Source organism: Streptomyces sp. R302, assembly GCF_012927245.1.
GTDB lineage: Bacteria > Actinomycetota > Actinomycetes > Streptomycetales > Streptomycetaceae > Streptomyces.
The window spans coordinates 504,625-529,829 of the sequence record NZ_JABBGE010000006.1 but is presented as its reverse complement, the minus strand read 5'-3'; the positions used below and the strand labels follow the sequence as shown (position 1 = coordinate 529,829).

At 75.7% G+C, this 25,205-nt stretch carries 22 protein-coding genes; 11 read left to right on the top strand and 11 right to left on the bottom strand.

The window, feature by feature from the left end:
- Nucleotides 1-24: 24 nt before the first annotated feature.
- On the bottom strand, nt 25-1,731 hold the full coding sequence (locus HHL19_RS21450) for an ABC transporter ATP-binding protein (protein ID WP_169091895.1): 1,707 nt from the start codon (nt 1,729-1,731) through the stop codon (nt 25-27).
- A 255-nt stretch (nt 1,732-1,986) separates the two neighbouring features.
- Here HHL19_RS21450 and HHL19_RS21445 point away from each other — a divergent pair, with 255 nt between their 5' ends.
- From HHL19_RS21445 to HHL19_RS21420, 6 genes are all read left to right on the top strand, one after another.
- Entirely contained in the window at nt 1,987-3,054 is a 1,068-nt protein-coding gene (locus HHL19_RS21445) for an iron chelate uptake ABC transporter family permease subunit (RefSeq protein WP_240981753.1), read from the top strand.
- A gap of 77 nt (nt 3,055-3,131) precedes the next feature.
- Nucleotides 3,132-4,172, top strand: a complete 1,041-nt coding sequence (locus tag HHL19_RS21440) for an iron chelate uptake ABC transporter family permease subunit (protein ID WP_346768327.1) — start codon at nt 3,132-3,134, stop codon at nt 4,170-4,172.
- The gene (locus HHL19_RS21435) at nt 4,169-5,152 is read left to right on the top strand and encodes an ABC transporter ATP-binding protein (RefSeq protein ID WP_240981752.1); all 984 of its coding nucleotides are present in this window, start codon (nt 4,169-4,171) and stop codon (nt 5,150-5,152) included. Before HHL19_RS21440 ends, HHL19_RS21435 begins: the two co-directional genes overlap by 4 nt.
- Nucleotides 5,153-5,167: 15 nt before the next feature.
- Nucleotides 5,168-6,748: an amidohydrolase gene (locus HHL19_RS21430; protein ID WP_169091992.1), complete on the top strand. Its 1,581-nt coding sequence runs from the start codon at nt 5,168-5,170 to the stop codon at nt 6,746-6,748.
- On the top strand, nt 6,745-6,972 hold the full coding sequence (locus HHL19_RS21425) for a hypothetical protein (protein WP_169091893.1): 228 nt from the start codon (nt 6,745-6,747) through the stop codon (nt 6,970-6,972). The genes HHL19_RS21430 and HHL19_RS21425 overlap by 4 nt, the downstream gene beginning before the upstream one ends.
- A gap of 200 nt (nt 6,973-7,172) precedes the next feature.
- Nucleotides 7,173-7,613 (top strand): GNAT family N-acetyltransferase, encoded by a 441-nt coding sequence (locus HHL19_RS21420; RefSeq protein WP_346768333.1) that lies wholly within the window; start codon nt 7,173-7,175, stop codon nt 7,611-7,613.
- Nucleotides 7,614-7,628: 15 nt separating this feature from the next.
- Here the strand turns inward: HHL19_RS21420 and argB are convergent, their stop codons facing one another.
- From argB to HHL19_RS21375, 9 genes are all read right to left on the bottom strand, one after another.
- Nucleotides 7,629-8,510, bottom strand: coding sequence for an acetylglutamate kinase (gene argB, locus HHL19_RS21415; protein WP_346768332.1), 882 nt, complete (start codon nt 8,508-8,510; stop codon nt 7,629-7,631).
- Nucleotides 8,511-8,578: 68 nt separating this feature from the next.
- On the bottom strand, nt 8,579-9,376 hold the full coding sequence (locus HHL19_RS21410) for an ABC transporter permease (protein ID WP_169091890.1): 798 nt from the start codon (nt 9,374-9,376) through the stop codon (nt 8,579-8,581).
- Nucleotides 9,377-9,411: 35 nt separating this feature from the next.
- Nucleotides 9,412-10,116, bottom strand: a complete 705-nt coding sequence (locus HHL19_RS21405; RefSeq protein WP_169091889.1) for a DUF2470 domain-containing protein — start codon at nt 10,114-10,116, stop codon at nt 9,412-9,414.
- Nucleotides 10,117-10,224: 108 nt separating this feature from the next.
- Nucleotides 10,225-10,818 (bottom strand): GAF domain-containing protein, encoded by a 594-nt coding sequence (locus HHL19_RS21400; protein ID WP_169091888.1) that lies wholly within the window; start codon nt 10,816-10,818, stop codon nt 10,225-10,227.
- Nucleotides 10,802-11,683, bottom strand: coding sequence for a S8 family serine peptidase (locus tag HHL19_RS21395; protein WP_169091887.1), 882 nt, complete (start codon nt 11,681-11,683; stop codon nt 10,802-10,804). The genes HHL19_RS21400 and HHL19_RS21395 overlap by 17 nt, the downstream gene beginning before the upstream one ends.
- Nucleotides 11,680-14,862, bottom strand: a complete 3,183-nt coding sequence (locus tag HHL19_RS21390) for an adenylate/guanylate cyclase domain-containing protein (protein WP_169091886.1) — start codon at nt 14,860-14,862, stop codon at nt 11,680-11,682. Before HHL19_RS21390 ends, HHL19_RS21395 begins: the two co-directional genes overlap by 4 nt.
- A 255-nt stretch (nt 14,863-15,117) precedes the next feature.
- Entirely contained in the window at nt 15,118-15,318 is a 201-nt protein-coding gene (locus tag HHL19_RS21385) for an aroma-sacti cluster domain-containing protein (protein ID WP_169091885.1), read from the bottom strand.
- Nucleotides 15,315-16,046, bottom strand: a complete 732-nt coding sequence (locus HHL19_RS21380) for an iron-containing redox enzyme family protein (RefSeq protein WP_169091991.1) — start codon at nt 16,044-16,046, stop codon at nt 15,315-15,317. The genes HHL19_RS21385 and HHL19_RS21380 overlap by 4 nt, the downstream gene beginning before the upstream one ends.
- 14 nt (nt 16,047-16,060) lie before the next feature.
- Nucleotides 16,061-17,236 carry a radical SAM protein gene (locus HHL19_RS21375; protein ID WP_169091884.1) on the bottom strand — a complete coding sequence of 392 codons (1,176 nt, stop codon included), beginning with the start codon at nt 17,234-17,236 and terminating at the stop codon, nt 16,061-16,063.
- A gap of 341 nt (nt 17,237-17,577) precedes the next feature.
- Between HHL19_RS21375 and HHL19_RS21370 the strand changes: the two genes are divergently transcribed.
- From HHL19_RS21370 to HHL19_RS21350, 5 genes are all read left to right on the top strand, one after another.
- Nucleotides 17,578-17,721, top strand: coding sequence for a hypothetical protein (locus HHL19_RS21370; RefSeq protein ID WP_169091883.1), 144 nt, complete (start codon nt 17,578-17,580; stop codon nt 17,719-17,721).
- Nucleotides 17,722-17,815: 94 nt separating this feature from the next.
- Nucleotides 17,816-19,006 carry a radical SAM protein gene (locus HHL19_RS21365; RefSeq protein ID WP_169091882.1) on the top strand — a complete coding sequence of 397 codons (1,191 nt, stop codon included), beginning with the start codon at nt 17,816-17,818 and terminating at the stop codon, nt 19,004-19,006.
- A gap of 13 nt (nt 19,007-19,019) precedes the next feature.
- Complete coding sequence (locus tag HHL19_RS21360; RefSeq protein WP_169091881.1) at nt 19,020-20,189, top strand: glycosyltransferase; 1,170 nt, start codon at nt 19,020-19,022, stop codon at nt 20,187-20,189.
- A gap of 419 nt (nt 20,190-20,608) precedes the next feature.
- Nucleotides 20,609-21,406, top strand: coding sequence for a class I SAM-dependent methyltransferase (locus HHL19_RS21355; RefSeq protein WP_169091880.1), 798 nt, complete (start codon nt 20,609-20,611; stop codon nt 21,404-21,406).
- A gap of 45 nt (nt 21,407-21,451) precedes the next feature.
- The gene (locus tag HHL19_RS21350; RefSeq protein WP_169091879.1) at nt 21,452-22,765 is read left to right on the top strand and encodes an MFS transporter; all 1,314 of its coding nucleotides are present in this window, start codon (nt 21,452-21,454) and stop codon (nt 22,763-22,765) included.
- On the opposite strand, the gene HHL19_RS21345 is transcribed toward HHL19_RS21350, so the two are convergent.
- A complete protein-coding gene (locus tag HHL19_RS21345; protein WP_169091878.1) occupies nt 22,752-24,620 on the bottom strand; it encodes an AfsR/SARP family transcriptional regulator in 1,869 nt (622 codons plus the stop codon). The two genes, HHL19_RS21350 and HHL19_RS21345, sit on opposite strands and share 14 nt — an antisense overlap.
- Between the last annotated feature and the right edge of the window lie 585 nt (nt 24,621-25,205).

The window sequence follows — 25,205 nt, the reverse complement described above, 5'->3', positions numbered from 1 at the left end:
CCGTCGGGTCCTCGTGCACGGCGGTCATCCGAGCACCGCCGTGCGGTAGGTCTCGTCGCCGGCGACGAGGGCGGTGTGCGCGCCGTCGGCCGTCACCGTGCCCCCGTCGAGGACGACCACCCGGTCCGTCACCGCGAGGAGCGCCGGGCTGGTGGTGATCAGGACCGTGGTGCGCCCCTGCCGGATCTCCCGCAGGCGGGCGGCGATCCGGGACTCGGTGACGGTGTCCACGGCGGTCGTCGGGTCGTGCAGGACGAGGACGGGACGGTCGGCGGCGAGCGCCCGGGCGAGCGCGACGCGCTGGCGCTGTCCGCCGGAGAGGGACCTGCCGCGTTCGGCGAGCACCGTGTCCGCCCCGTCGGGCAGCAGCAGGGCCACCTCGTCCGCCGTGGAGGCCGTCAGGGCGGCCTTCACGGTCTGCGCGCCGGTGCCGGATGCGCCGGCGCCCGCCCGTACGTTCTCCAGCAGGCTGCTCTCGAACAGGTCGGCGTCGTGGGGGGCGACGAGGACCGCGCGGCGCAGCCGGTCGGGGTCGAGCTCGGTGAGGGGTACGCCGTCGAGTTCGACGTGTCCGCCGGCCGGGTCGGCCTCCCGGGCGAGGGCGAGGAGCAGGTCGTGGGCGACGGCCGGGTCCCGGGTCACGACGCCGGTGAGGCTGCCGGCCGGGAGGTCGAGGTCGATCCCGCGCAGGGAGCCGAGGCGGACGTCCCGCAGCCGTACGTGCCCGGCGGCCGTACCGGCCGGGGCGCGCCCGCCGCCGTCCACGGCGGCGGGGGAGGCGAGGACCTCGGCGATCCGCCGGGCGGAGGCGCGCGCCTGGGCGAACTCGGCGTTGGCGTAGGCGAGGAGCTGGAAGGGGCCGAGGAGGAACTGCGCGAGGCCGACCGCGGCGACCAGGTCGCCGACGCTGATGCTGCCACGCATCGCGAGGTAGGCGCCGGTGATGCCGATGACGGCGATGAAGACGCCGGTCAGGGCGAGTAGCGCCCCCTCGTGGCCCGCGCGGCTGCGGGCCGCCCGCAGCGCGGCGGCGAGGGAGTCCTGGCTGGTGGTGCGGTAGCGGGCCACGGCGGCGGACTCGGCGCCCATGCCCTTGAGGACCCGGAGCCCGGAGACCAGGTCAGCGGCGACACCGGAGGCGTACGCGGCGCTCTCCTGTTCGGCCTCGCTGCGCCGCTCCAGGGGCCGGCTGATGCGGTGGCCGAGCCACAGCAGGGGCGGGATGCCGAGCAGGACGAGCAGGCCGAGCGGTACGGAGATCCTCAGCAGGGCGACCGCGCTGACCACGAGCGCGGCGATCGCCGCGCAGCCGTACGGGAGGACGGTGGCGACCGAGCCGACGCGGCGGGCGTCGTTGGTGGCGATGCTGGTGAGCGCGCCGGGGAGCCGGTTCGCGTCGGCTCCGCCGCGCGGGTCGAGCACGCGGGCGCCGAGTTCGAGCCGCAGCCGGTGCGCGGCGTGTTCGCCGGCGCCCTCGGCGATCCTGGCGCTGGTCCGGTAGCAGGTGGACAGCACGAGGAAGAGGACGCCGAGCACCAGGAGCCACCGCACGAGGGCCGGCGTGGAGCCGGTGGCGACGGCGGTGTCGATGGCGGCGCCGATGACCACGGGCACCAGCGCCTCGCACGCCTGATGGGTCATGCCGAGCAGGGACGCCGAGACGACCCTCCGGCGCTGTCCCCTGATCGCGCCGCGGAGGACGAGCCCCCCGGTCGCTCCTCCGACTGGCATGTGACCCTCCGTCTGGAGTCTGGGAAGTTAGGTAAGGCTACTCTAAGATCGTGACCACGCATGCGAGCGTCGAACGTGCCTATGGATCTGACCGTCTCGGCTCATCTCCCTCTGGAATCAGGCGCGTTGACCCGCCCTCCACGTTCGGTTAGCCTCGCCTAAGTTGCAAGCCTCAAACGCGTCGAGTCGCTGCCTCGTCCCTACCGCACACGAACGATCGCGGTACGGGTGCACCGCCGTCAGGGGGAGTTGTCGTTGCCGGTCGAAACCCAGGCGGTGTCCGACGAGGAGGCCGCCCCCGCCGTCGTGCCCAAGCCCCGCGGCACCGCCACGGCGCTCCGCGGCGCCGGGCTGCTCGCCGTGGTCGCCGCGCTCGTCCTCGTCGGAATGCTCAGCGTGTGGACGGGCACGCGGGGGATCCCCTTCACCGCCACCTGGAGCGCGCTGTGGCACCCCGACGGGTCCGAGACCTCGGTCATCATCCATGACTACCGCATCCCCAGGACCCTGCTCGGACTGCTCGTCGGCGCGGCCCTCGGCCTGTCCGGAGCGCTGATGCAGGCGCTCACCCGCAACCCGCTCGCCGAGCCCGGTCTCCTCGGGATCAGCCTGGGATCCTCGACGGGCGTCGTCACCGCCATCGCCTTCCTGGGCGTCGGCTCGGTCCTGGGCTACGTGTGGTTCGCCCTGGCCGGCGCGGCCCTCGCCTCCGCCGTCGTGTACCTCCTGGGCTCCTCGGGGCGGAAGGTCGCCACCCCGGACCGGCTCGTCGTCGCCGGCGCGGCCGTGACCGCCGTCCTCTACGCCTTCGACTCGGCGGTCCTGCTGCTGAATCCGCGCGCCTTCGACCAGTTCCGGTTCTGGACGGTCGGCTCGCTCGCCGGCCGGTACCTCGACGTCGTGTACGTGATCCTCCCCTTCGTCGCCGTGGGCCTGCTCGTCGCCCTGCTGCTCGGCCCCGCGCTCAACGCCCTCGCCCTGGGCGACCAGATGGGCCGGGCCCTCGGCGTGAACGTCCACCGCACCCGGATCCTCGGCGCCGTGGGCGTCGTCCTGCTGTGCGGCGCCGCGACGGCCGCCGCCGGACCGATCGCCTTCGTCGGGCTCGTCGTCCCGCACATCGCCCGCTTCGTCGTCGGCCCGGACCAGCGCTGGGTGCTCGCCTACTCGATGGCGCTCGCCCCGGTCCTGCTCGTCGGGGCCGACGTCGTGGGCCGTGTCATCGGAGCCCCCGGCGAGGTCCAGGTGGGCATCGTCACCGCCTTCATCGGTGCCCCCGTCTTCCTGGCGCTGTGCCGTCGTCGAAAGCTGGTCATGCTGTGAGCGCCGTACGCGAGGGCGGACCCGCCCCGCGCCCCGGGTCCCGGGAATCGGCGGGGCGGTTCGCCCACCGGCCGCGCGTGATCACCGGAACGGTCCTGCGCACCCCGGCGGGCGGGCTGTCCGTACGGGTCCGGGGCAGGGCGCTGGCCGTGACGGCCGCGATCCTCGCCGCCCTCCTCGCCGTCGCGCTCGTCTCGCTGACCACCGGGGACTACGAACTGACCGTCGGCGAGGTGCTCCGGGCCCTCACCGGCGGCGACTCCGGAGGCGCCGACTTCATCGTCAACACCCTGCGCCTGCCCCGCCTGTTGACCGCGCTGGCCGTGGGCGCCGCCCTGGCCGTCAGCGGCGCCCTCCTCACCAGCCTCACCGGCAACGCGCTCGGCAGCCCCGACATCATCGGCTTCACCAACGGCTCCGCCGTCGGCGCGCTGACCGTCATCATCGTGCTGCACGGCAGCATGACCCAGATCGCGACCGGAGCCCTCATCGGCGGCCTCGCCACCGCCGCCGCCGTCCACCTCCTCATGGTGGGCCGCGGCCTCCAGGGCTTCCGGCTCGTCGTCATCGGCATCGGCGTCAGCGCCCTGCTGCTCGCCGTCAACTCGTACCTGATCACCCGGGCCACCTTCCAGGAGGCCCTGGAGGCGCAGGCGTGGCTGATCGGGAGCCTCGGCAACCGCGGCTGGACGCACGCGAACGCCATCCTGATCGCCGTCGCCGTCCTCCTCCCGCCCGCCTTCCTCCTCTCCCGCCGGCTCGCCATGGTGGAGATGGGGGACCTCACCGCCACGGCCCTCGGGGTCGACGTCGCCCGGACCCGTGCGGTGCTCCTCCTCGTCAGCGTCGCGCTGGCCGCCTTCGCCACGGCCGTGACCGGACCCATCTGGTTCATCGCCCTGGCGGCACCCCAGCTCGCCCGGCGCCTGACCCGCACCTCCGGCCCCGCCCTGCTGCCCGCCGCACTCATGGGCGCGCTGCTCCTCGCGGCGAGCGACCTCGCCGCGCAGCGCCTCTTCGCCCCGGCCCTCCTCCCGGTGGGCACGGCCACCGGCACCATCGGCGGGCTCTACCTCATCTGGCTGCTGATCACCGAGTCGCGAAAGAGCCGCGCATGACCGGAACGAACACTCCGACCCCGAACCCGGCCCAGACCCCGGCCCCGCCCCCGACCTCGACCCAGGCCCCGGCCCAGACCCCGGCCCAGACCCCGACCCCGACCCCGAACCCGACTCCCACCCCGACTCCCCGGCTGCGCGCCGAGGACCTGACGCTCTCCTACGACCGGCGGACGGTCGCCGAGCACCTCGGCGTCGCCATCCCCGACGACTCCTTCACCGTGATCATCGGCCCCAACGCCTGCGGCAAGTCCACCCTCCTCAAAGCCCTCGCGCGGATGCTCAAGCCCCGCGGCGGGCAGGTCTACCTGGACGGCGCGGCCATCTCCTCGTACCGCTCGCGCGAGGTCGCCCGCCGCGTCGGACTCCTGCCGCAGACCTCCACCGCCCCCGGCGGCATCACCGTCGGCGACCTCGTCGCCCGCGGCCGCTACCCCCACCAGGGCATGCTCAGGCAGTGGTCCGCCGAGGACGAGACGGCCGTCGTGGAGGCCATGCGGCAGACCGGCGTCCTGGACCTGGCCGACCGGCCGGTCGACGACCTCTCGGGCGGCCAGCGCCAGCGCGTCTGGCTCTCCATGGTGCTCGCCCAGCAGACCTCGCTGCTGCTCCTCGACGAGCCCACCACCTTCCTCGACATCGCCCACCAGGTCGACGTGCTCGACCTGTGCGCCGCACTGCACGCCCGCAAGGGCCACACGGTCGTGGCGGTGCTGCACGACCTCAACCAGGCGTGCCGCTACGCCACCCACCTCATCGTGATGCGCCCCGGCGGCACCATCGCCGCCCAGGGCGCCCCCGCCGACGTCATGACCGCCGACCTCGTCGAGGACGTGTTCGGGCTGCCCTGCCGCATCATCGACGACCCCGAGACCGGTACGCCCCTGATGGTGCCCGCCGCGCCCAAGCGGTTCGCGCCGGAGGACACCGAGGGCGGCGCCCCGGCCGCCGCCGAGGCCGTGACGGCCGAACGACGTTAGGACGGACCGCCCATGATGCTCTGCACCAGGCTGACGAACGGCACCATCCTCACCATGGACCCGGACCACCCGGTCGCCCACGACCTCGGCATCTGGCACGGCCGCGTCGCCGGCCTGGACGAGGCCGTGACCGGACTGCCCGCCCGGGAGGTCGTCGACCTCCAAGGAGCCACCGTGCTCCCCGGGTTCATCGACAGCCACGTGCACCTGTCGTGGACCGGGCTGAAGGCGCGCACGCCCAGCATCGCCGGGCTCACCCGGATCGACGACGTCCTCGCCGCCGTGGCGGACGCGGCCTCCCGCCGCGAGGCCGGCGCCTGGGTGAGCATCGGCGGCTACGACCAGCGGGCCCTCGGCCGGCACCTCACCGCCGCCGAACTCGACACCGCCGGGCAGGGCCGCCGGATCTTCCTCATGCACGACTCCGGCCACGCCTGCGTCGTCAACACGGCCGTGCTCGACCTGCTCCCGGCCGAAGTCCCCCACGAGGACGGCCTCCTCGTCGAGAGCGCCATGGGCGCCGTACGAGGCCTCCGCCTGCCCCACGCCCAGACCGAGCTCGCCGACGCCATCGAGCACGCCGGCCGCCTCTGCCTCGCGGAAGGCGTCACCGCCTGCGCCGAGGCCGGGATCGGCGGCGGCCTGCTCGGCCACAGCCCCGTCGAACTCGGCGCCTACCAGCTCCTGAGGGACGAGGGCCGGCTGCCGCTGCGCGTCCAGCTCATGCCGGGCGGCGACACCCTCAAGCCCGCCGGGGCCCACGAGCGCGACGGCATCCCGCGCGCCCTCGACCTCGGCCTGCGCACCGGCTTCGGCGACGACTGGCTCTCCGTCGGCGCGCTCAAGATCTACACCGACGGCGGCATGATGGCGCGGACGGCCGCGCTCACGGAGCCGTACGAGGGCATGGGCGACCACACCGGGCAGCTCCAGGACGACCCGGAACGCCTCGCGGACCTCATCGTGGACGGGCACCTCGGCGGCTGGCAGCTCGCCGTGCACGCCATCGGCGACCGGGCCGCCGACCTCGTCCTCGACGCCCTGGAACGGGCGCAGAAGCTGCGCCCGCGACCCGACGCCCGCCACCGCGTCGAACACGCCGGCCTCATCCGCCCCGACCAGCTCCCGCGCTTCGCCGCGCTCGGCGTCAGCGCCGTCGTCCAGCCCAACTTCCTGCGGTACTTCGGCGACGACTACGCCGCCGTGACGGGGGAGCGCCGCGCCCCCTGGATGTACCGGGGCCGCAGCTTCCTCGACCACGGCGTGACCCTCGTCGGCAGCTCCGACCGGCCCGTCACGGACGGCTCGCCGCTGCGGGCGATCCAGTTCATGGTCGAGCGCGCGTCCACGTCGGGCGCCCTCATCGGCCCCGACGAGGGCATCACCGTCGAGGAGGCCCTGCGCGCCTACACGGTCGCGGGCGCCCACGCCTGCCGCTGGGACGACAGCGCCGGCACCCTCACCCCGGGCAAGCGGGCCGACCTGGTCGTCCTCGGCGACGACCCGCGCCGCGTCGCCCCCTCCCGGATCGGGGACATCGAGGTCGTGACGACGCTCGTGGACGGCCACGACACGAAGGAGACGTGGACGAAGTGACCGGACGTACGGACGGACTCGACGCGTGGGCGCACCTCTGGCGGGCACCCGAGGACCCACCTCGGTGGGTCGTCTGGGCGATGCCGGGCGAGACCCTGGTCTTCGACGTCGAACTGAACGTCCCGGCCCCCGTGGACGACGCGCTGCTCCCGGAGGTCCTCCGCCGCATGCGCGCGGCCGGGGCACCGGAGAGCGACGCGTACCCGGGCCGCGCGTGCGCGTAAGTCCCGTACGCACAGGCGGACTTGGCCGAGTAGGGAAGGTAAGGCTAACCTAACTCGTACTGCTTCCACCGGAGTCGAGCGACGACGCGCGCCCGCCCCGGGCTCCGTCGGGGAGCCCGCTTCGCGCGCGCGGTGGAACGCGAGGAAGGAACGCCTTGACCACGGCACCGCCACCTCCCGCCGCCGCGGCCGAGTTCACCGTGCGCGCGGCCCGCCGGGACGACGCCCCGGAACTCGCCGCGCTCTCCCGCCCGTTCGTCCGCACGGGGGCGCTGCGCGAGCGCCCGCTCTCCCTCTACCTGGCGCGGGCGGCCGACTTCCTCGTCGCCCAGGCGCCCGACGGAACCCTCGAAGGCTGCCTCGGGCTGCGCGAACACGCCACCGCCGGGGTGCTGTACAACTTCTGCGTCGCCCCGCACCGCCAGGGATCGGGCATGGGCGGCCGTCTGCTGCACGCGGCGACGGCCAGGGCCCGGAGCCGCTCGCTCGCGGCACTGTTCACGGCGACGACCGGTACCGGTCGCCTCTTCCTCCGCGCCGGCTTCACCCCGGTCTCCCCGGCCCTGGCGCCGGCCGCGTGGGCGCGATCCCTGGACCCGCGCCGCGCCGCCCGCGTCCTGGCCCGCACGCTGGAGGCGTGAGGGTCCGCGAGGGTCCTACCGGTGGGCGGGGGCGGCGGCCGGCCCGTCCGGGACGATCGTGGTGCCCCGGGGCTCCTCCGAGAAGAGGGCGTGCAGGACCGCGTGCGGGCGGCGGCCGTCGAGGACCTGGGCGCGGCCGACGCCCGCCCGTACGGCCCGCAGGCAGCCCTCCATCTTCGGCCTCATGCCGCTCGCGAGCCCCGGCAGCAGGGCGGCCAGTTCCGTGGCCGTCAGGCGGTCGACGACCTCGGTGCCGTGCGGCCAGTCCGCGTACAGGCCGTCGACGTCGGTGAGCATCATGAGCCGGTCGGCGCCGAGGGCGGCCGCCAGGGCGGACGCGGCGAGGTCGGCGTTGACGTTGTACACCTGGCCGTCCGTGCCGCGCGCGACGGGGGAGACGACCGGGACGAGCCCCTCGTCCAGCATCGCCCGTACGGTCTCCGGTGACACGGCCACGACGTCGCCCACGAGGCCGATGTCCACGAGCCGCCCGTCCACCGACGCCGGGCGGCGCACGGCGGTCAGCAGGTGGGCGTCCTCGCCGGACAGGCCCACGGCATACGGGCCGTGGGCGTTGAGCACGCCGACGAGCTCGCGCTGGATCCGGCCGGTCAGGACCATCCGGACCACGTCCATGGTCTCCGGTGTCGTGACCCGCAGGCCCGCCTCGAAGCGGACCTCCAGGCCGAGCCGGTCGAGCATCGCGCTGATCTGCGGGCCGCCGCCGTGCACCACGACCGGCAGGAGGCCGGCCCGCCGCAGCTCCACCACGTCGCGGGCGAACGCCTCCAGGAGCGCCTCGTCCACCATGGCGTTGCCGCCGAACTTGACGACGACCGTGCGGCCCCGGAGCTTCACCGCCGGGGCGGGTTCGGGGTCACCGGATTCCGCGGTCACGGTCACGGGGTCGTTCCCTCCATGCTCGCTTCGATTTAGGCAAGGCTAACCTTAGTTGAAGCTCGGTGTCACGTCCTCGCCTCCGCCTCGCGCACCGGGTCGCGGTGGATCGTGCCGCGGGCGGCGAGTTCGAGGGTCAGGGCGATGGCGAGCGCCTCGACGGCGAGCAGGGCGACGAGGACGAACAGCTGGACCGCGCCGGCCGCGAGGGGGGAGGCGCCGCCGAGGAGCATGCCGACGAAGGCTCCCGGCAGCGTCACCAGGCCGACGGTGCGGGTCTGGTCCAAAGCGGGCAGCAGCGCGTCCGAGGCCGCGGCGCGGGCCACTTCGAGCCGCGCCTCCCGCTCCGGGAGGCCGAGCGCGAGGCCGGCCTCGACCTCGCCGTGCCGCAGGTCGAGCTCGTCCAGCGCCCGCCGCCCGGCGAGGACCGTCGCGGTCAGCGCGCCGCCGATGAGGATGCCCGCGACCGGGACGACGGCGATGCCGGGCACGGTCAGCAGTCCCGCCGCGACGAGTCCGGCGACGGTGGGCACCACCGGGACGGCGATCGGCAGGGCCGCCCACCACCAGGTCCCGTTCGCGGTGATGCGGCGCCCGGCGGTCCGGGTCGCGACGGACAGCATCAGGAGGAGGAACCCGACCAGGCCCGCGGTGTGGTGGACGGCCCAGCCGATCACCGCCGACACCACGGCGAGCTGCGCCGCCGCCCGCAGCCCGGCCGTCACGATCTCGCGGGCCCGCCCGGACGACCCGTCAGGGGACAGCCGGAACAGCGCCACCACCCCGGTGGCCACGAGGAGCAGGACGACGAGGGCCACGGCGAGCGACGTGTCGACGGGCAGCAGGGTTTCGGCGGCGAGGCGCATGCGACATCGCTACCCGATGGGGCGGGCCGCCTCGCTCAGGCGGACAGGTGGGAGTGGGCGGCCCGCCGCGCCGCCGTCAGGAGGGCGTGGATCTGGAGGCCGACCTGGTCGACGTCGGTGATCGCGGTGGGGAACGGCAGCCGTATGTCGCGGTGCGCGGTGGCGTGTTCGAGGCGCAGGGTGATGCCGTAGCGGTCGATCGCGAGCGGCAGGGCGCGTTCGAGGCCGTGCGTGAGACCTGGACCGGCGAGGCGCAGCAGGCGGGTGACCAGGTCGGGGTGGTCGGCGACGAGGTGGTGGAGCATCGCCGCCTCGCAGCTCGCGAGGGGGTCGGTCTCCGCCGTCTCCAGCTGGGCCAGGGGGACGTACGTACGGCCTCCGGCGTCTTCGAGGACGGCCTGGCCGAGTTGCACGCACGTGGTCCCGGCCGTCTCCGGGCGGTAGGGGGCCGCCACGAGACCCGTGAGCGTCACCCGGGCGCGCAGCCGCTCGCGTACGGGCGCGGGCGCGATGTCGGTGAGCTCCACGCGGATCGGCACGCGGGGCGTCCCGTCGCCGCCGCCGACGTCGTCGGCGGGCTCGTGGAGATGGACGCGGCCCATCGCGGCCGCGCCGTCGAGGCCGTGGACCTCGTGACGGTGACCGTCGGCCACGACGGTCATGGAGTGGGCCACCGTGATGATCGACCGCATCCGCTCGGCGGGCGTCGGACCCGTGGTGCGGGTGGTGCGGAGGCGCATGGGTACTCCTGGGGCGTCGTGGCGACGGTTACTTAGGTAAGCCTAACGTAACCTGGGGAGGGGGTGGGTGGAAGGCCCGTCCCCGCCCCGCGCCCCGCCGACCAACCGTCAGGAGGGCGCGCGCAGAAGGCGCTCCAGGTCGCCCAGGAGGCGCAGGGCGTCGGCGCGATGGCCCGCGCCGAGGGCGGGCGCGCGCTCGGCGGCGTCGGTCCGGGAGGCGTACGCGCCGTCGGCGAGGGCGGCCATGCGCAGGGCGGCGGCGGCCTGGCGGGCGAACATCGCGAGCAGGTCCAGCTCCTGGAGCCCGGAGCGCGCCTGCGGCGACGGGTCGAGGACCTCCAGGACGCCCAGCACCCGGCCGTCGCTGATCAGCGGCGCGGCCATCAGCGCGTTCGGCACGTACGCGGTGGACTCGGCCAGCTCCCGGTCGAAGGAGGCGCTGGTGGCCAGGTCGTCCACCACCATCGGCTCCCCGGAGGCCGCCACCCAGCCGGCGATGCCCCGGCCGGCCGGGAAGCGGCGCCCCACCAGGAACTCCTCGCCCTGGCCGGAGACCGCCTGGAAGACCAGCTCGTCGGCGTCCTCGTCGAGCAGGAACACCGAGCCGGCCGCCGCGCCGAAGATGGCCCGGGCGACGTCGACCACGGACTGGAGCAGATCGCGGCGCAGCGCGTCCAGCGGGGGATCAGTGCGAGTGTTCATGGCGGGCCTCTTCTGCCGGGACGGGACCCCGCGGCGCCGTGCGCACATTGGCCGCGGAGAGGTACAGGGCGTTCTTGAGCTGGAAGGCCGTCATCCTCGGATGGGCCGAGAGGATGCGGGCGCACAGCCCGGTGATGTACGGGGTCGCGAAGCTGTTCCCGGTGGTGCGGATGGAACCGCCGCCCAGCCACGGGACGGTCACGTTCTGCCCCGGGGCGAAGAACTCCACCGGCGGCGAGGGGTTGTAGAGGTGCAGGCCCGGGTCGTCCTCCTGGTGGCTGCCGACGGAGACGACCGAGGCGAACCGCCAGGGGAAGCTCTCCACGGGCGAGTTGTGCGCGGAGGCGACGATCACCGTCCGGGAGAAGTAGGCGTGGTCGGCCAGCTGGTGGAGCTCCTCGGCGAAGCGCGCCCGGGTGGTCGACAGGCTCAGGTTCACCAGGTCGAAGCCCTGCTCGACGGCCCATCGCAGGCCGGCGAGCAGCACGTCGCCCGTACCGGAGAAGCGCTCGCCCAGGACCCGGACGCTGTACAGCTCGCACTCCGGCGCCGTGCGCCGGATGATCCCCGCGCACGCGGTGCCGTGGCCGCAGCTGTCCCCGGTGTCCGTGGGCCTGACCTCCGTGGTGTCGCCCTCCGGGTCCTTCACCACCACCCAGGAGCCCTGCACGGGGCCGACGTCCGGGTGGTCGCGTTCGACGCCGGAGTCGACGACGCAGACCCGCACCCCCCGGCCCGTGCCGGTCACCTCCGCCGGACCGGCCGGCGCCGGACCGAGGTCCGCCTCCACCGGTACGTCGTCGGGGCCGCGGCCCCGCAGGCTCCAGGTGAGGCCGCCGCCCCGCGCCGTGTCGGCCGTCGTCATGGGCGCCGGCTCCTCTCGTCCGTCCCGGCGCCCGTGAGGCCCGCCAGGAAGCGTCGCGCCTCGCGCGCACCGCGCGCGTGGCCCTTGTCCGTGAACCGCTCCACCGCCGACCACGCGGCCTGCCCCGCCTCACCCGGCAGCCCGAGGGCCGCCAGGGTGCGGGCCCGGTCAAGCGCCGCGGTGGCCCTGACCAGGGGGGAGTCGGTGAGTTCGGCGGTCCGCACGGCCGTGTCCGCCTGCCGCCGGGCCTCCTCGGCGTCGCCGCCGCGGGCCGCGAGCCGGGCCCGGAGCCCGGCCAGCTCCACGACGTCCGCGCGCGGCAGCCGCCGCGCGTCCGCCAGACCGGCGAGCCAGCGCTCGGCCGACACCCGCCGGTTCATGTCCAGGGCGAGCCGGGCCGCGTCCAGGGCGATGGCCTGGCGGAAACCGGCCGCCCCCAGGGCGGCCGCCGTCGTGTCGGCCTCCCCGAGCAGGGCCAGCGCCCGCCCCCGGTGGCCGAGCAGCGCCTCCGCCGTGGCCCGGAAGACCGGCAGGAACACCCCCACCTCCGCGTAGTCGAGCTCCGCCGCCAGCCGCTCTGCCTCCGCGAGCGCCGCCCGCGCGTCGGCGGGGCGGCCCCGGAGGGCGTACAACACCGCCAGCGGGCAGTTCAGGGTGACGCGCACGGTCGGCCGGCCGGTGCCGTGCTCGGCGAGGAGCGCCCGGCACCGGGACAGCGCCGTCTCCACCGGCTCGGGGCCGCGCCACAGCGAGACGCCGATCGCGCCGAGCGTCGCGGCCCGCTCCGGCTCCGCCTCCGCCTCCGCCGCATGCGCGAGGGCCCGTACGAGATCGCGGTCGGCCTCCTCGTGCCGGCCGGCGTGCTGCAGCTGCTGGGCCAGCCGCAGCCGGGCCCGGGCCTGGCCGACGGAGTCCGCCGCCGCCTCGAAGACCGGCAGCACCCGGCGGGCCGTCGCCACCACCCCGCCGCCCGCCGGATCGAGCACCGCGAGCGCGAGCCGGGCGTGCGCGGACTCGGCCGCCGGGCCGTCCGCGTCGAGCACCTCCCGCAGCAGCGCGGCGCCCTCCTCCGCCTGCCCCTGGGCCACACGCACCTCGCCGAGCCGGCGCAGCGCGGACAGCCGGGCCGGCGCGCCGGGCGCGAGCAGCTCCACCGCCCGGCGCAACAGGCTCTCCGCCCAGTGCAGGTCGGACCGGGACAGCGCCTGCGCCCCCGCCTCGCCGAGCGCCTCCGCGGCCCGCTCCCCGAGCCGCGCGGTCCGCTCGTCGAGCAGGCCGAGCTCCACCCGGTAGTGGTGGGCGCGCTCCAGATGGCCGCCGACCGCGCCCGGCCCGGCGGCGAGGACGCTCGGCAGCCCGGCGGCCCACTCGTGCCGGTCCGCCTTGGCGCGCTTGGACAGCGAGGCGTACGCCACCTCGTGGACCAGACCGCCGCTGAAACGGTGCAGCCCCGGCTTCCCCGGGGACGGCTCGACGAGCCGCCGCCGCCCGAGCCGGGCCAGTGTCCCGACCACCCCGCCGTCGACGTCCGCGCCACCGGCCGGGCCATCCGCCGGCGCCCCCGCGGCGGCCCGCGCCCTCGCGTGCAGCCGGACCAGGTCGGCGCTGGTGAACTCCCGCCCGACCACCGACGCCAGGTCGAGCACGGCCCGCTCGACCGGGTCGAGCGCGCCGATCCTCGCCCCGAGCAACGCCTGGAGCGTCGGCGGCAGATACCGCTCCGCCTCCGCCGCCGCCCCCTGCGGCACCAACAGCTGCTCCAGGAACAGCGGATTGCCCTCGGCCCGCGCGAACAGCTCCGGCGACGGAGGCGTCGCGTCCACGCCGACCAACTCCCGTGCCAGCAGCGCCGTCTCGGGCCCGGGCAGCCCCGAAAGCCGCAGCGTCTCCACCCGGTCCCCCTGCTGCCCGACCGGCGGTGCGGCACCGTCGGGCCGCACCAGACGGACCGTCAGGACACGGGTACGGCCCAGCAGCGCGTGCACCCGGTCCAGGGTCCGTACGAGCAGGGGCGCCGCCCACTGCCAGTCGTCGAGCACCAACAGCACCGGCCGGCTCCGCGCCGCCCACCGCAACACCACGGCCAGCGCCGCACACAGGTCCTCCAACGGCGCGTTCGGCGTCCCGTCCCGCAACAGACCGTTCCGGAGCAGGGCGAGCGCGTCGCGCGGGGGACCGTCCGGCCCCGGCGGTTCCGGTGGCGTCGGCGTCACGGGTGTCGCGGGTGTTACGGGCGTCACGGGCGGCGTCGTCAGGATCTCGCGGACCGCGTCCGCCAGGGGGGTCAGGCTGCCGTGCTCGCCGTAGCTGCGGCAGCGGCCGGAGCCGTGGGCGAGCGGGCCGCGGGTGAGCCGGGCGTCGCGCCACTCGCGTACCAGCCGGGTCTTCCCGACCCCCGCCTCGCCGACGAGGAGCAGCGCCGCGGCGCCGTCCTCGGTGCCGTCGAGGGCCCGGTCGAGGGCGGCCCGTTCGGCCTCGCGGCCGATGAAGGGGACGTCGAAGCGGCGCAGCAGCTCGGGGTCGTCCGTGCCGAGGGCGAGGAGCCGGTGGGCCCGCACCGGCTCGGTCTTGCCGTGCAGCGCGAGCGGGCCGACCTCCTCGACGACCGCCGTGGGGCCCGCCGCGAGGAGGGTCTCCGGGCCGACGAGGATCTCGCCGGGCGCCGCGTTCTGTTCGAGCCGGGCAGCGACGTTGACCGTCTCGCCCGACACCAGCGCCTGCCGGGCGGTGGACCGGGCGGCGGCGACGACCTGGCCGGTGTTGACGCCGATGCGGATGCTCAGCCGGATCCCGAGCGTCGCCTCCAGCTCGGCGTTGAGGCCCGCGAGCGCCTCCCGCATGCCGAGGGCCGCGCCGAGCGCCCGGCGGGCGTCGTCCTCCTGCACCGTGGGCACCCCGAACACCGCCATCACCGCGTCCCCGATGAACTTCTCCGGGGTGCCGCCCCGCACCTCGATCTGCTCGCTCATCAGCCCGAAGTACCGCAGGGTGACCACGCGCAGCGTCTCGGGATCGAGCGTCCCGGAGAGCGCCGTGGAACCGACGAGGTCGCAGAAGAGCACCGTCACCGGCTTGCGCTCGTCCTCGGCGCCCATCAGGGGCGCGGGCCGGGCGGTCCCGCAGTACGCGCAGAACCTGGCCTCGGGAGGCAGGGCCTGACGGCAGGTCGGGCAGGGCATCGGGTCTTCCTTCCGGCGGGGCCCGTCGGGGCCGGTGCGCGACCCGCCGTCGAGGGGGCCGCGCACCGGCCGGTGGGGCGGGGTGGGCACGGGCCGTCCGACGGGTCGGGGAAACCGGTTACTGGATACCGAGTACCGAATTCGGATATCGGATATCGGATATCGGATATCGCATGTTGGATCCAAATACCGGCTACCAGTTTCGACCGACTCAGACGGACACCGTGACGCGTCTCGCGTCTCGCATCGCGCGTGTCAGAACAGGGCGCCGCCGGCGAACTCGCCGTGGGCCTCGACCTCGGGACCCAGCGCGTCGAGCCGGTTCTTGACGTCCAGCAGGACGGCGAGTTCCTCGGGCGTCAGCTCGGTCAGCACCTGTCGCTGCTCCTCGGTGAGCAGATCGACGGCGAAGCCCGCGCGGTACAGCGTGTCGAGCATGTCGGGTGGCTCTCTCATGGAAGACCTCTCGTCGGAGCGGACCGTCCGGTCTCCCGCCCCGGCGCGACCGCCGGGGCGGGGCGCCCGAGCCGGACGAACAACCGGGTGAGCGCGTCCAGGGTGTGCAGTGCGCTGACGGTCACGGCGGACTCGTGCGCACGGCCGAGCGGCAGGGCGTCGAGGAGGGCGTACACCTCGGCCACGTGCCCGGTGTCGAGCCGGGCGTGGGCGCGGACGGTACGGAACGCCGCGGCCGGCAGGCCGGTGCGCGCGGCGAGGTACGGGACGAGGTCCGGCTCGGGGGCGTGGCCCTCCAGGACGGTCACGTAGCCGAGGAGGGCCACCGGATGGTGGTGCTCGATCCAGTAGTACTGGGCGCCGGCCAGCGCGGCGGCGTCCGGAGGCGGTACGGAGCCGAGGACGGCACCCGGGTCCTCCCCGGCGGCCGCCAGGTCCTGGAGCAGCCAGGCGTCGTGCCCCTCCTCCTCCCGGGCGTGGTGCTCCAGGTGGTCGGCGAGCGGCCCGCCGAGCGGATCGCCCTCCGCGGCCAGCACGCGGGCCCGCCCGGCGGCCCGCCGCAGCAGCGGGACGGAGGCGCGGATGACGGTGTGCATGGCACCCAGGTAGGCGGGGTACCGCTCCCGGATCCCCTCCGGCCGCCACAGCCCGCCCGCCGCCGCCCGCAACGCCGGCTCGGCGACCGCGAGCCGGGCCCGCAGCCGGTCCGAGGCGGACGGCGGGAGCACGGTGTCCGCGCCGGTCACAGGAAGACCTCCGCCGTCGTGGGGCCCTTCGCGGAGGTACGGGGAAGGCCGGGCGCGGTGGTTCGGGAGGCCCGGGGGAGTACCCAGGGGGCGTAGGGGGCGCAGCCGTAGTGGCGTACGAGTTCCACCGGGCCCAGGTCGGCGCGCCGCCGGGCGACCGTGAGGTCGAGGAGCGCGCCCGCCGCGCCGGAGGCGCCGGCCGCCGCGCCGGCGGTCGCCTCGGGGCGGTCGGCGAAACCCCGGCACTCCGCGCAGGGGGAGGCGGCAGGGCCCGCGTCCGGCAGATAGCGCTCGCGCAGGGCGGGGGCGCCCATCGCGCGGACGAGGCGGAGCAGCGGTGAGCCCAGGGTGCGGGCGCGTACGGAGGCCCAGTCGTCGTCCGCGAGGTGACCGAGCGTCAGATGGGCGGGGGCGGGGCGCCGGTCCACGACGTCCTGGTTGCAGCAGGCGAGGACCGTGCCGTCGAAGGCCACCACCGGCCAGGCCGCCATCGCGCAGGGCGCCGAGGGCGCGGCTGCCGCGTACCGGACGGGACCCGCCCAGGACGCCGCCCGGCCGACCGCGCGCACCTCGTTGACCAGCGCCGGGACCGTACCGTCGAACTCCCGGTCGATCGCGCGGGTGACGTCGGCGAGGTACGGGTCGTCGGGGCCGTCCCCGGTGAGGTGGAGGCTGACGGCCGTTCCCGCCTCCCGGATCTCCCGCAGCGCGCGGAAGACGGCGGAGCGCGGCACCTCCCGCTCGTGGTGCACGTCCAGGCTGGCCGAGAAGTGGTCCACCGCCGTGAGCGCCCGCAGCACGGAGGCCGGCACGACACGGGACCCGGACCCGGAGGGCCCGGGCCGTGAACGCGTCGCGCCCGCGCGGGCGAAGAACATGCCGCTGAGCACCGCCGTACGGGTCCCCGCCGCGCGCGCGGACGCACTGAGGTCGGCCACGAGGCGGGGGAGGAGGAGGGGTTCGCCACCCGTCAGCATCATGACCTCGGGCCGGTCCGCCGGGCCGAAGGAGCCGACGAAGCGCCGCAGCAGGCCCGGCTCGGGGCGCTCACGGGTCTCGGGCGCGGAGCCGGTCGAGCAGTGCGCGCAGCGCAGCGGGCAGCGCCGGGTGAGCGTGAGCAGCAGCCCGGCGGCGGGCACGGGACGCAGGCCGATCAGTTCGGCGAGTTCCATCGGGCCTCCCTCGGCGACGTGGGCCCGCGGGGCCGTGACAGGGCGTGAAGGCCGTGGACGGGCCGCCCGCGGGGGCCCGCCCAGCCTCGCGCGGGGCGGTAGGGAGCCGCCCCGGGAACGGTTCGCCTTCGGTATGTCCGCAGGCCGGCGAGGTTCCGCGGGGCCGCGGAGGGCGGCCGGACGTGCTCCGGCGGCCCCGTGCGCTGCCGCCATACCGAGGCCATACCGACGCCGGGGCGTCCCCGGGGCCGGCCGTCCTAACTTTCTCGGCGACGGCAGGCGAGAGCCCGCCGCCGACCGAAGCGCACACGCCCGACGACTCTCGACGGATGGAGACAGCCATGTCCGAGAACACGCAGCCGACCGAGGAGACCCCCGAGGTCGAGGCCCACAGCATGGTCGGCGAGAACGCCACCGCCCCGGAGGCGTTCGACGACGCCGCCGAGATCATCTGCGGTGTCTACGACAAGGAAGTCCAGGCCTGACGCCTGCGGCACCCTTGATCAGGCCGGCCCGGTGGGGGTCACCCCCGACGGGCCGGCCTCGTCCCCCGTAGCCCCCGGAGATGAGGAGATGGACATGACCCTGCGCGTCCTTCAGGGACAGTCCGGAGTGTGGTGCCAGGGCGCCGGCGGGACCCTGCTGCTGCCGTTCGCGTACGCGGTGGACGGCCGGCTGACCGAGCAGGGGCGCGCCGAGGTCGCCCGCGCCGGCATCGCCGAGCAGCGCCCCCGCAGCCGCTACAGCCTGACGGTCGTCACGGCCACCGACTGCAACCTCGGCTGCCCCTACTGCTTCCAGAACACCGCGCCGGCCGCCCCCGGCCGCTTCGACCCGCCCCGCATCCCGCGCGCCGTCCTCGACGACACGACGATCGAACGGATCGCGGACTTCACCGGCGGCAAGATGCGACAGGCCGGACTCGACCGGCTGTTCGTCCTGCTCTTCGGCGGCGAACCGCTCCTCAACCCCGCCGCCTGCCGCGCGCTCCTCACCCGCCTCGGCCGGCTCGCGCCGCTCACCGCCTCGATGGTCACCAACGGTGTGCTCCTCACCCCGACCGTCGCCCGCGACCTCGGCGCCCTCGGCCTGCGCTCCGCGCAGATCACCCTCGACGGGCCGCGCGACCTGCACGACGGACTGCGCACCACCCGCGCGGGCCGCGGCACCTTCGACCGGATCCTCGACAACCTCGCCGCCGCCCAGCGGACCACCGACCTGCGCTTCACCCTCCGGGTCAACACCACGGCCGAGGTACTGCCCCGGCTGCCGGAGCTCGCCGCGCACCTCGCCGAGCGCCTCGACGCCTCCCGCTGCGTCTTCGACGTCGCGCCCGTCCTCAACTACGCGGGCCTGTACGACGCCGGCATCGGCAACACGGACGCCGAGCTCACCGCCGTGCTGCGCGGCTACGCCACCGCCCTCGACCTCGGCTTCGAGGTCGGCTGGCCCGGCCGGGGCGCCTGCGGCTTCTGCACCGAACGGGACGGGACGACCGGCGCGGTCGTCAACGCCGACGGCACCCTCTACAGCTGCTGGGAGACGATCGGCAAGCCCGGCTACGAGGTCGGCACCCTCGACGAGGGCTACACCGACTACCCGGACCACGCCTGGGTCAGCTGCTCCGAGTTCGCCGCCGGGGAATCCGGCTCGGGCACCGCCCGCTTCGCCGACCGGATCGCCGTCGGCCTCATGGAACTGCTGCGCGAGCGCCGCCGCCGCACGGACTCCGCCGTCGGTACGGCCCCGGAACCGGCGGGTGCGCGGTGACGGCGGGTGCGCCGTGAGGGCGCTGTTCTGCCCGCTGTCCGACCCCGGATACCTGTACCCGGCGACGGCCGTCGCCCTGGAGGCGCACCGCAGGGGACACACCGTCACCCTGCTGTCCACCGGGCCGGCCGCCCGGGCGGCGGAGCGTGCGGGCCTCGACGTCCTCGAACCGGGCGAGGCGTTCGCCGTCAGCCGGTGGTTCCGGTCCGGGGAGGGCCAGTACCACCGCATCCTCCAGGCCGCCAGGACCGCCCGGCCCGACGTCCTCGTGACCTCGGTGCTCTGCGTCGGCGCGCTCGCCGCCGCCGAGACGCTGGACCTGCCCGTCGTCGTCCTCGGCCTCGCCTGCCACCTGTGGCCGCACCGCGAAGGACCGGGGCCGGACGACGCAGAGGACCGCGGCTGGCGCCTCGACGGCGCCCTCGACGTGTACCGGACGCTGCGCGCCGGACTCGGCCTGCCCGGCACCGGACCCGACGGGCGGCGGGCGCTGCTCGGCACCCGGTTCCTGCTGCGCGGCCACCCCGGCCTGGAGCCGCCCGGTGCCGAACTGCCGGAGGGCGTACGGCATGTGGGCCCGTGCTGGTGGGAGCCGCCGGCCGACGAGGCCGCCGTCGCGGGGATCCGGGCGCGCCTGGACCGGACCGGCAAACCCGTGGTGTACGTCCACCTCGGCCGCGTCTTCGGCGGCGAGAGCCTGTGGCCCTGGATCCGGCGGACCTTCACCGGCGGGGAGTTCCAGGCGCTCGTGGAGACCGGCCGCAGCGAGACCGGCCGCCACGGCGACCCGGCCCTCACCCCGTACGACCCCGCCGGCGCCGATGACAGCACCGCCACCGGCACCGCCGACATCACCGTCGTACGCCGGCCGTGGATGGGCCCCTTCCTCGACCGCGCGGGCCTCGTCGTCACCAACGGCACCAGCGCGCCCGTGCTCGGCACGCTGCGCCACCGGCGTCCGCTGCTCGTCTCGCCGAACGGCGGCGAACAGCGCGTCCTCGCCGCCGCCTGCCTGCGCGCCGGGGTCGCCGCCCCGCTCGACCGCGCGCGCGGCGATGACCAGCTCCGGGCCGCCGCCGCGGACCACACGCTCTCCGCCCGCGCCACACGGATGGCGGACGAACTCGACCAGAGCAAAAGCGAGTCGTCCGCCACACAGGCCGTCGAGGACGCCTGCCACTGACCCGCCCTCCGATCTCCTGGCCCCTGCCCCTGACCCCGCCCGCCGACCTCCCGGCCCCTGACCCCGCCCGCCGACCTCCCGGCCCCTGACCCCGCTCGCCGACCTGCCGGCCGCGGCCGCTGACCCGCTCGCCGACCTGCCGGCCGCGGCCGCTGACTCGCCCTCCGATCTCCCGGCCCTGCCGCTGACCCGCCCCCGATCGCCCGGACCCCTTCGCTGACCTCCCGGTACCTGCCCCTGACTCCGCTCGCCGACCTCCCGGTCTCTGCCGCTGACCCCGCTCGCCGACCTCCCGGTCCCTGCTGCTGACCCGGCCCGGACCCGGCCCGGACCCGGCCCGGACCCCGCGCGGGCGCACGGCCCCCGTCGGGCCGTCGCCCCTCCGAAGTCCCGCCCGACCGCACGGAAGGAACCGCACCGTGGCCACCACCACGCCCGACGACCACGCCGCCGTCGCCTACGACCTGACCGCGCCCTTCTACGACTCGCTCACCCGCCATGACGACTACGAGGTCTTCGCCGGCGTCCTGGAGGACCTGATCAAGCGGGCCGACCCGCCCGGCCGCCGGCTCCTCGACGCCGGCTGCGGCACCGGCCGGAGCAGCGTCCTCTTCGCCCACCGCGGCTACCGGGTCACCGGCTTCGACATCAGCTCCTCGATGATCGACATCGCCCGGACCCGGCACGCGGACTCCGGCGTCGACTTCCACGTCCACGACATCCGGCACCCCGCGCCCGGCGAAGGCCCGTACGACGTCGTGCTCTGCATGAGCGACATCGTCAACTACCTCGTCGAGCCCGACCACTTGGCGGAGGCCTTCGCCGCCCTGTCGGCCGTCATGGCCCCCGGCGCGGTGCTCGTCTTCGACGCCAACACCTCCCACGGGTACGACCTGATGACCGAGCCGCACATCATGGAGGACGACGGCCTGCACGCCCTCCTCCGCGGCCGGCACCTGGACGCGCACGGCCGCTACCGGCTCACCATGGACGTCTTCCGCGAGCTGCCCGGCGACCCCGGGCGGTGGAGCCGCGACACCGTCGACCACCACCAGTCCCACCACGGCCAGGACCGGCTCGCCGAGCTCCTCGACGCCGCGGGCCTGCGGCTCGTCGCCCGCCACGGACTGCACATCTCCGGCACCCTCGCGGACACCGTCGACGAGACCGTCCACACCAAGGGCCTCTACGCCGTCGTCAAGCCGCGCACGGACTGACCCCCGCGCCCGCGCCGCGCGCCGCCCCGAACCGGAGAAGATCCCATGATCAACCGGAACTTCACACTGCTGTGGACGAGCCAGGCCCTCTCCTGCACGGCCGGGGAGATGGCCGCGCTCGCCCTGCCGATGGCGATCCTGGTCACGACGCACTCCCCGGTCGACGCGGGCCTCGTGGCCACCGCCATCGGCATCGCCGAGCTGATCGCCAAACTGCCCGGCGGACTCATCGCGGACACCGTCGACCGCCGGCGGCTGATGATGTTCTGCGACGCGGCGCGCGCGGTCCTCGCCCTGATCCTGGCCCTGGCGCTCGCCACGGGACGCTTCGGTACCGCCCTGGCCATGGTGACGGGGGCGCTCACCGCCGTCCTGTCGACCGTGTTCTCCCCGGCCGAGGGCGGGGTGATCCGCCAGATCGTGCCCCGGGGGCGCCGGCGCGAGGCGGTCACCACCAACATCGTCCGCACCAACATGGCCATCGCCGCCGGGCCCCCGCTCGGCGGCGTCCTGCTGGGCTTCGGCGCCCCCCTCGTCTTCCTCCTCGACGGCCTGTCGTACCTGCTCTCCTTCGGGCTCGTCTCCCGCATCCGGTACGAGTCGCCCCCGGCGCCCGCAGGCCCCGCGAAACCCCGCGGCCTGCGGAACACGGGCGGCGAACTGACCCGCGGCATCCGGTGGGTGCTGCGCCGCCGGCCGCTCCTCGTGCTCATCGGCTTCGTCGCCTACCTCAACCTGCTCGGCCGCGCCGTCGAACTCCTCGCCGCCGTCGAGGCCTCGGAGCTCGGTGCCCGGCCCGTCTCCGCGGGCGTGGTCCTCACCGCCGCCGGACTCGGCGGCATCGCGGGCGGCTTCTGCGCCGGGTGGGTGCTGCGGCGGCTGCGCCCGTCGGCGGTGATCGGCACCGTCTGCGGGACCTGGCTGTTCCTCATCCCCCTCACCGCCACCGGCCACCAGGTCGTCACGGTCCTCGCCGTCTTCGCCCTGGTCTTCGCGCTGCCCCTGATCGGGGCGCTGGTCTCGCTCTCCGTGATGCTGGACTCCCCGGCCCACCTCCAGGGCCGCATCTCCACCGCCACGACCATGCTCGCCGTCTCGATCGCCTGGGCCGGACCGGGCGCGACCGGCTTCCTCATCTCCGGGTCCGGGGCCGAGACCGCCTCGCTGGTCCTCGCCGCACCCCTCGCCGTGATGCTCCTGGCCCTCCTGGTGAGCCGCCGCCTGCGCACCGACCTCGACACGCTCAGCGCGGAGGGGACCGACGAGCCCGGCGAGCCCGGCGGACCCGAGGGGCCCGAGGGATCCGGTGGTGCCGTCCAGCCGGCGGGCGCGCCCCTCGGTCCGGTCACCCCTGGGTGAGCAGCGGGCTCCGTACGGCTCCGGTCTCGTCCTGGGCCGCCCGCTCCCGCGCGTAGAGCCGTACCAGGTGCGGGAGTTCGTAGAGCGCGGCGTGCGCGCTGACCTCACTGCGGGGGGAGGTCAGCAGCCCCGCGCCGATGAGGGTCTCCACCGCGCGGAGGGCGGAGCCCTCGTCCAGGCCGAGCGCGTCGGCCGCCTCCGGCAGGGTGAACGGTCCCTCCGGCGTGCGGGCGGCGAGCCGTTCCGCGTCCGGGCCGCCGCCCGGCGGCAGTTCGTCCCAGTCCCGGCCGAGCCGCCGCCGTACGGAGAGGTCCCCGGCCGTCAGCTCGTCGAGCACCCCGGCGGGGTCGGCCAGCCGGTCCGCGAACTCCCGCAGCGGCATGTGCCGCAGCACGGCGAGCCGGGTCCCGCTCACCCTGACGGCCAGCGGCAGCAGGCCGCAGGCCCGGACGATCCGCAGCGCGGCCTCCCGGTCGGCGCGGACGCGGGCCCGGCCGACGATCCCGCCGAGCAGTTCCAGGGCGCCCTCGGGTTCGAGCGGCGGCACGTCGACGCGGTGCACGGGCGCCAGGCCGCCGAGCCGGCCGCGCGCGGTGAGCAGCACCCGGCCCTGCCCGGCCCAGGAGATCAGGGGCCGTACGGACTCCTCGTCCGGCACGTCGTCGAGGACCACCAGGGCCCGGTGTTCGGCGAGCCACCCCCGCCAGGCCTCGGCGGGCGGCAGGTCCGGCGCCGACGCCCCGGTCAGGAGGGCGAGTTCGGCGAGGACGGCGTCGAGCGGGCGGCGTACGCCGTCGGCGTCCCGCATCGCCACCAGGAACCGTCCGTCCTCGAACTGGTCGGCGAGCAGATGCCCGGCCCGCACCGCCAGGGCGGTCTTGCCCGCGCCGGCGGGCCCGGTGAGCAGGACCGCCCCGCCGTGGCCGGGGCCGCGGCCGTCGTCGGCGAGGGCGTCGAGGAGCTCCCGGAGTTCCTCGTCGTGCCCGGTGAAGTCGCCGATGTCGGGCGGCAGTACCGTCCCGGCACCGCGGCGCGCGGCCCCCGGCGTCCCGCCGCCCGCCGTCCGGCCGGTGTCGGCGCCGGTCAGGATCGCCCGGTAGCGGGCGGTCATCGCCCCGCCCGGCTCCAGGCCCAGCTCGCGGGCGAGCAGCTGGCGGTAGTCGTCGTACACGGCCAGCGCCTCGGCCTGCCGCCCGGCGCCGTGCAGCGCCGACATCCAGGCCGCTCTGAGCCGTTCGCGCAGCGGATGCCGCTCGACGAGGTCGCGCAGCCCCTCGACGAGCCCCGGCGCGCCGCCGAGCTCCAGTTCGGCCTCGGCCCAGTCCTCGTAGACCGTCAGGTGCCGCAGTTCGAGCCGCTCGGCCTCCTCGGCGAGCCGCGGCGACCGGCGCAGCCCACCCAGCGGCGGCCCCTGCCACAGGTCGAGGGCCCGGCGCAGCAGCCGGGCGGCGGTCCGGGGCGGCCGGCCCTCGGCGGCCCGCACCAGGGACCGGAAGCGCAGCGCGTCCAGCTCTTCCTCGGCCACGCGCAGCACGTAGCCGCCGGAGGTGTGCGCGATCCGCTCCCGGGCGCCCCCGGGAGCGGGGGGCTCCGGGGGCAGCAGCGTACGCAGCGCGCTGACGTACACCTGGAGGTTCTTCCGCGCGGTGCGCGGCGGCTCCTCCGGCCAGACGGCGTCCGTCAACGCCTCGACGGACACCGGGGTGTTGGGGCTGCCGAGCAGCATGGCGAGCACCACCCGCTGCTTCAGCGGCCCGAGGGGCAGCTCCCGGGGGCCGTGGTGCGCCGACAGCGGTCCGAGGACGGAGAAGCGGACGGCGCCCGGGTCGGGCGCGGGCGCGTGGAGTGGCGGCATGGAGCGGACCCTCCCTGGGGTGGTGGGAAGCCGGCGACGCCGGTCGTCGTCCCTCGATGCTCGGGCCTCGCCGCCCGGCGCACATCGGTGCCGGACCCGTACTCTCCCGGCACGGCACCCCATCCCCGCGCGCCGAACCCCCACATTCCCGCGCCGTCCCCCACCACCGCCCGACCCGGTCCCCCATACCCCGCCCCCATACCGGGCCCCGGCGGCTCGGTTCCGTGCGGCGCCCCCGGCGGCTCGGGGCCTGTCCGGCGGATCATGGCCGGGGTCGCGACGCCTGGCACGGCACCTCGCCGCGTTGCCGAAACGCCCCCATGGCTCCTTCCCCGAGCTCTCGGCTTCGCTCGATCAGGGGAGACCCCGTCCGAGGCGCTCCGGCGCCTTGCGACGCACCGCACCAGACGCCGCGGCCCACCCGACCCTGATCCGCCGGACAGGCCCTAGTCCTGTTCGGCGCTCTCGGCGGACAGGGCGCAGAGGGCCGCGCGGTCCGCGCGGCCGGTCTTCGCGAGGAGGCTCGCCAGGTGCTTCTCCACCGTGCGCGGGGAGATGTGCAGCCGCCGGGCGATCTCCTGGTTG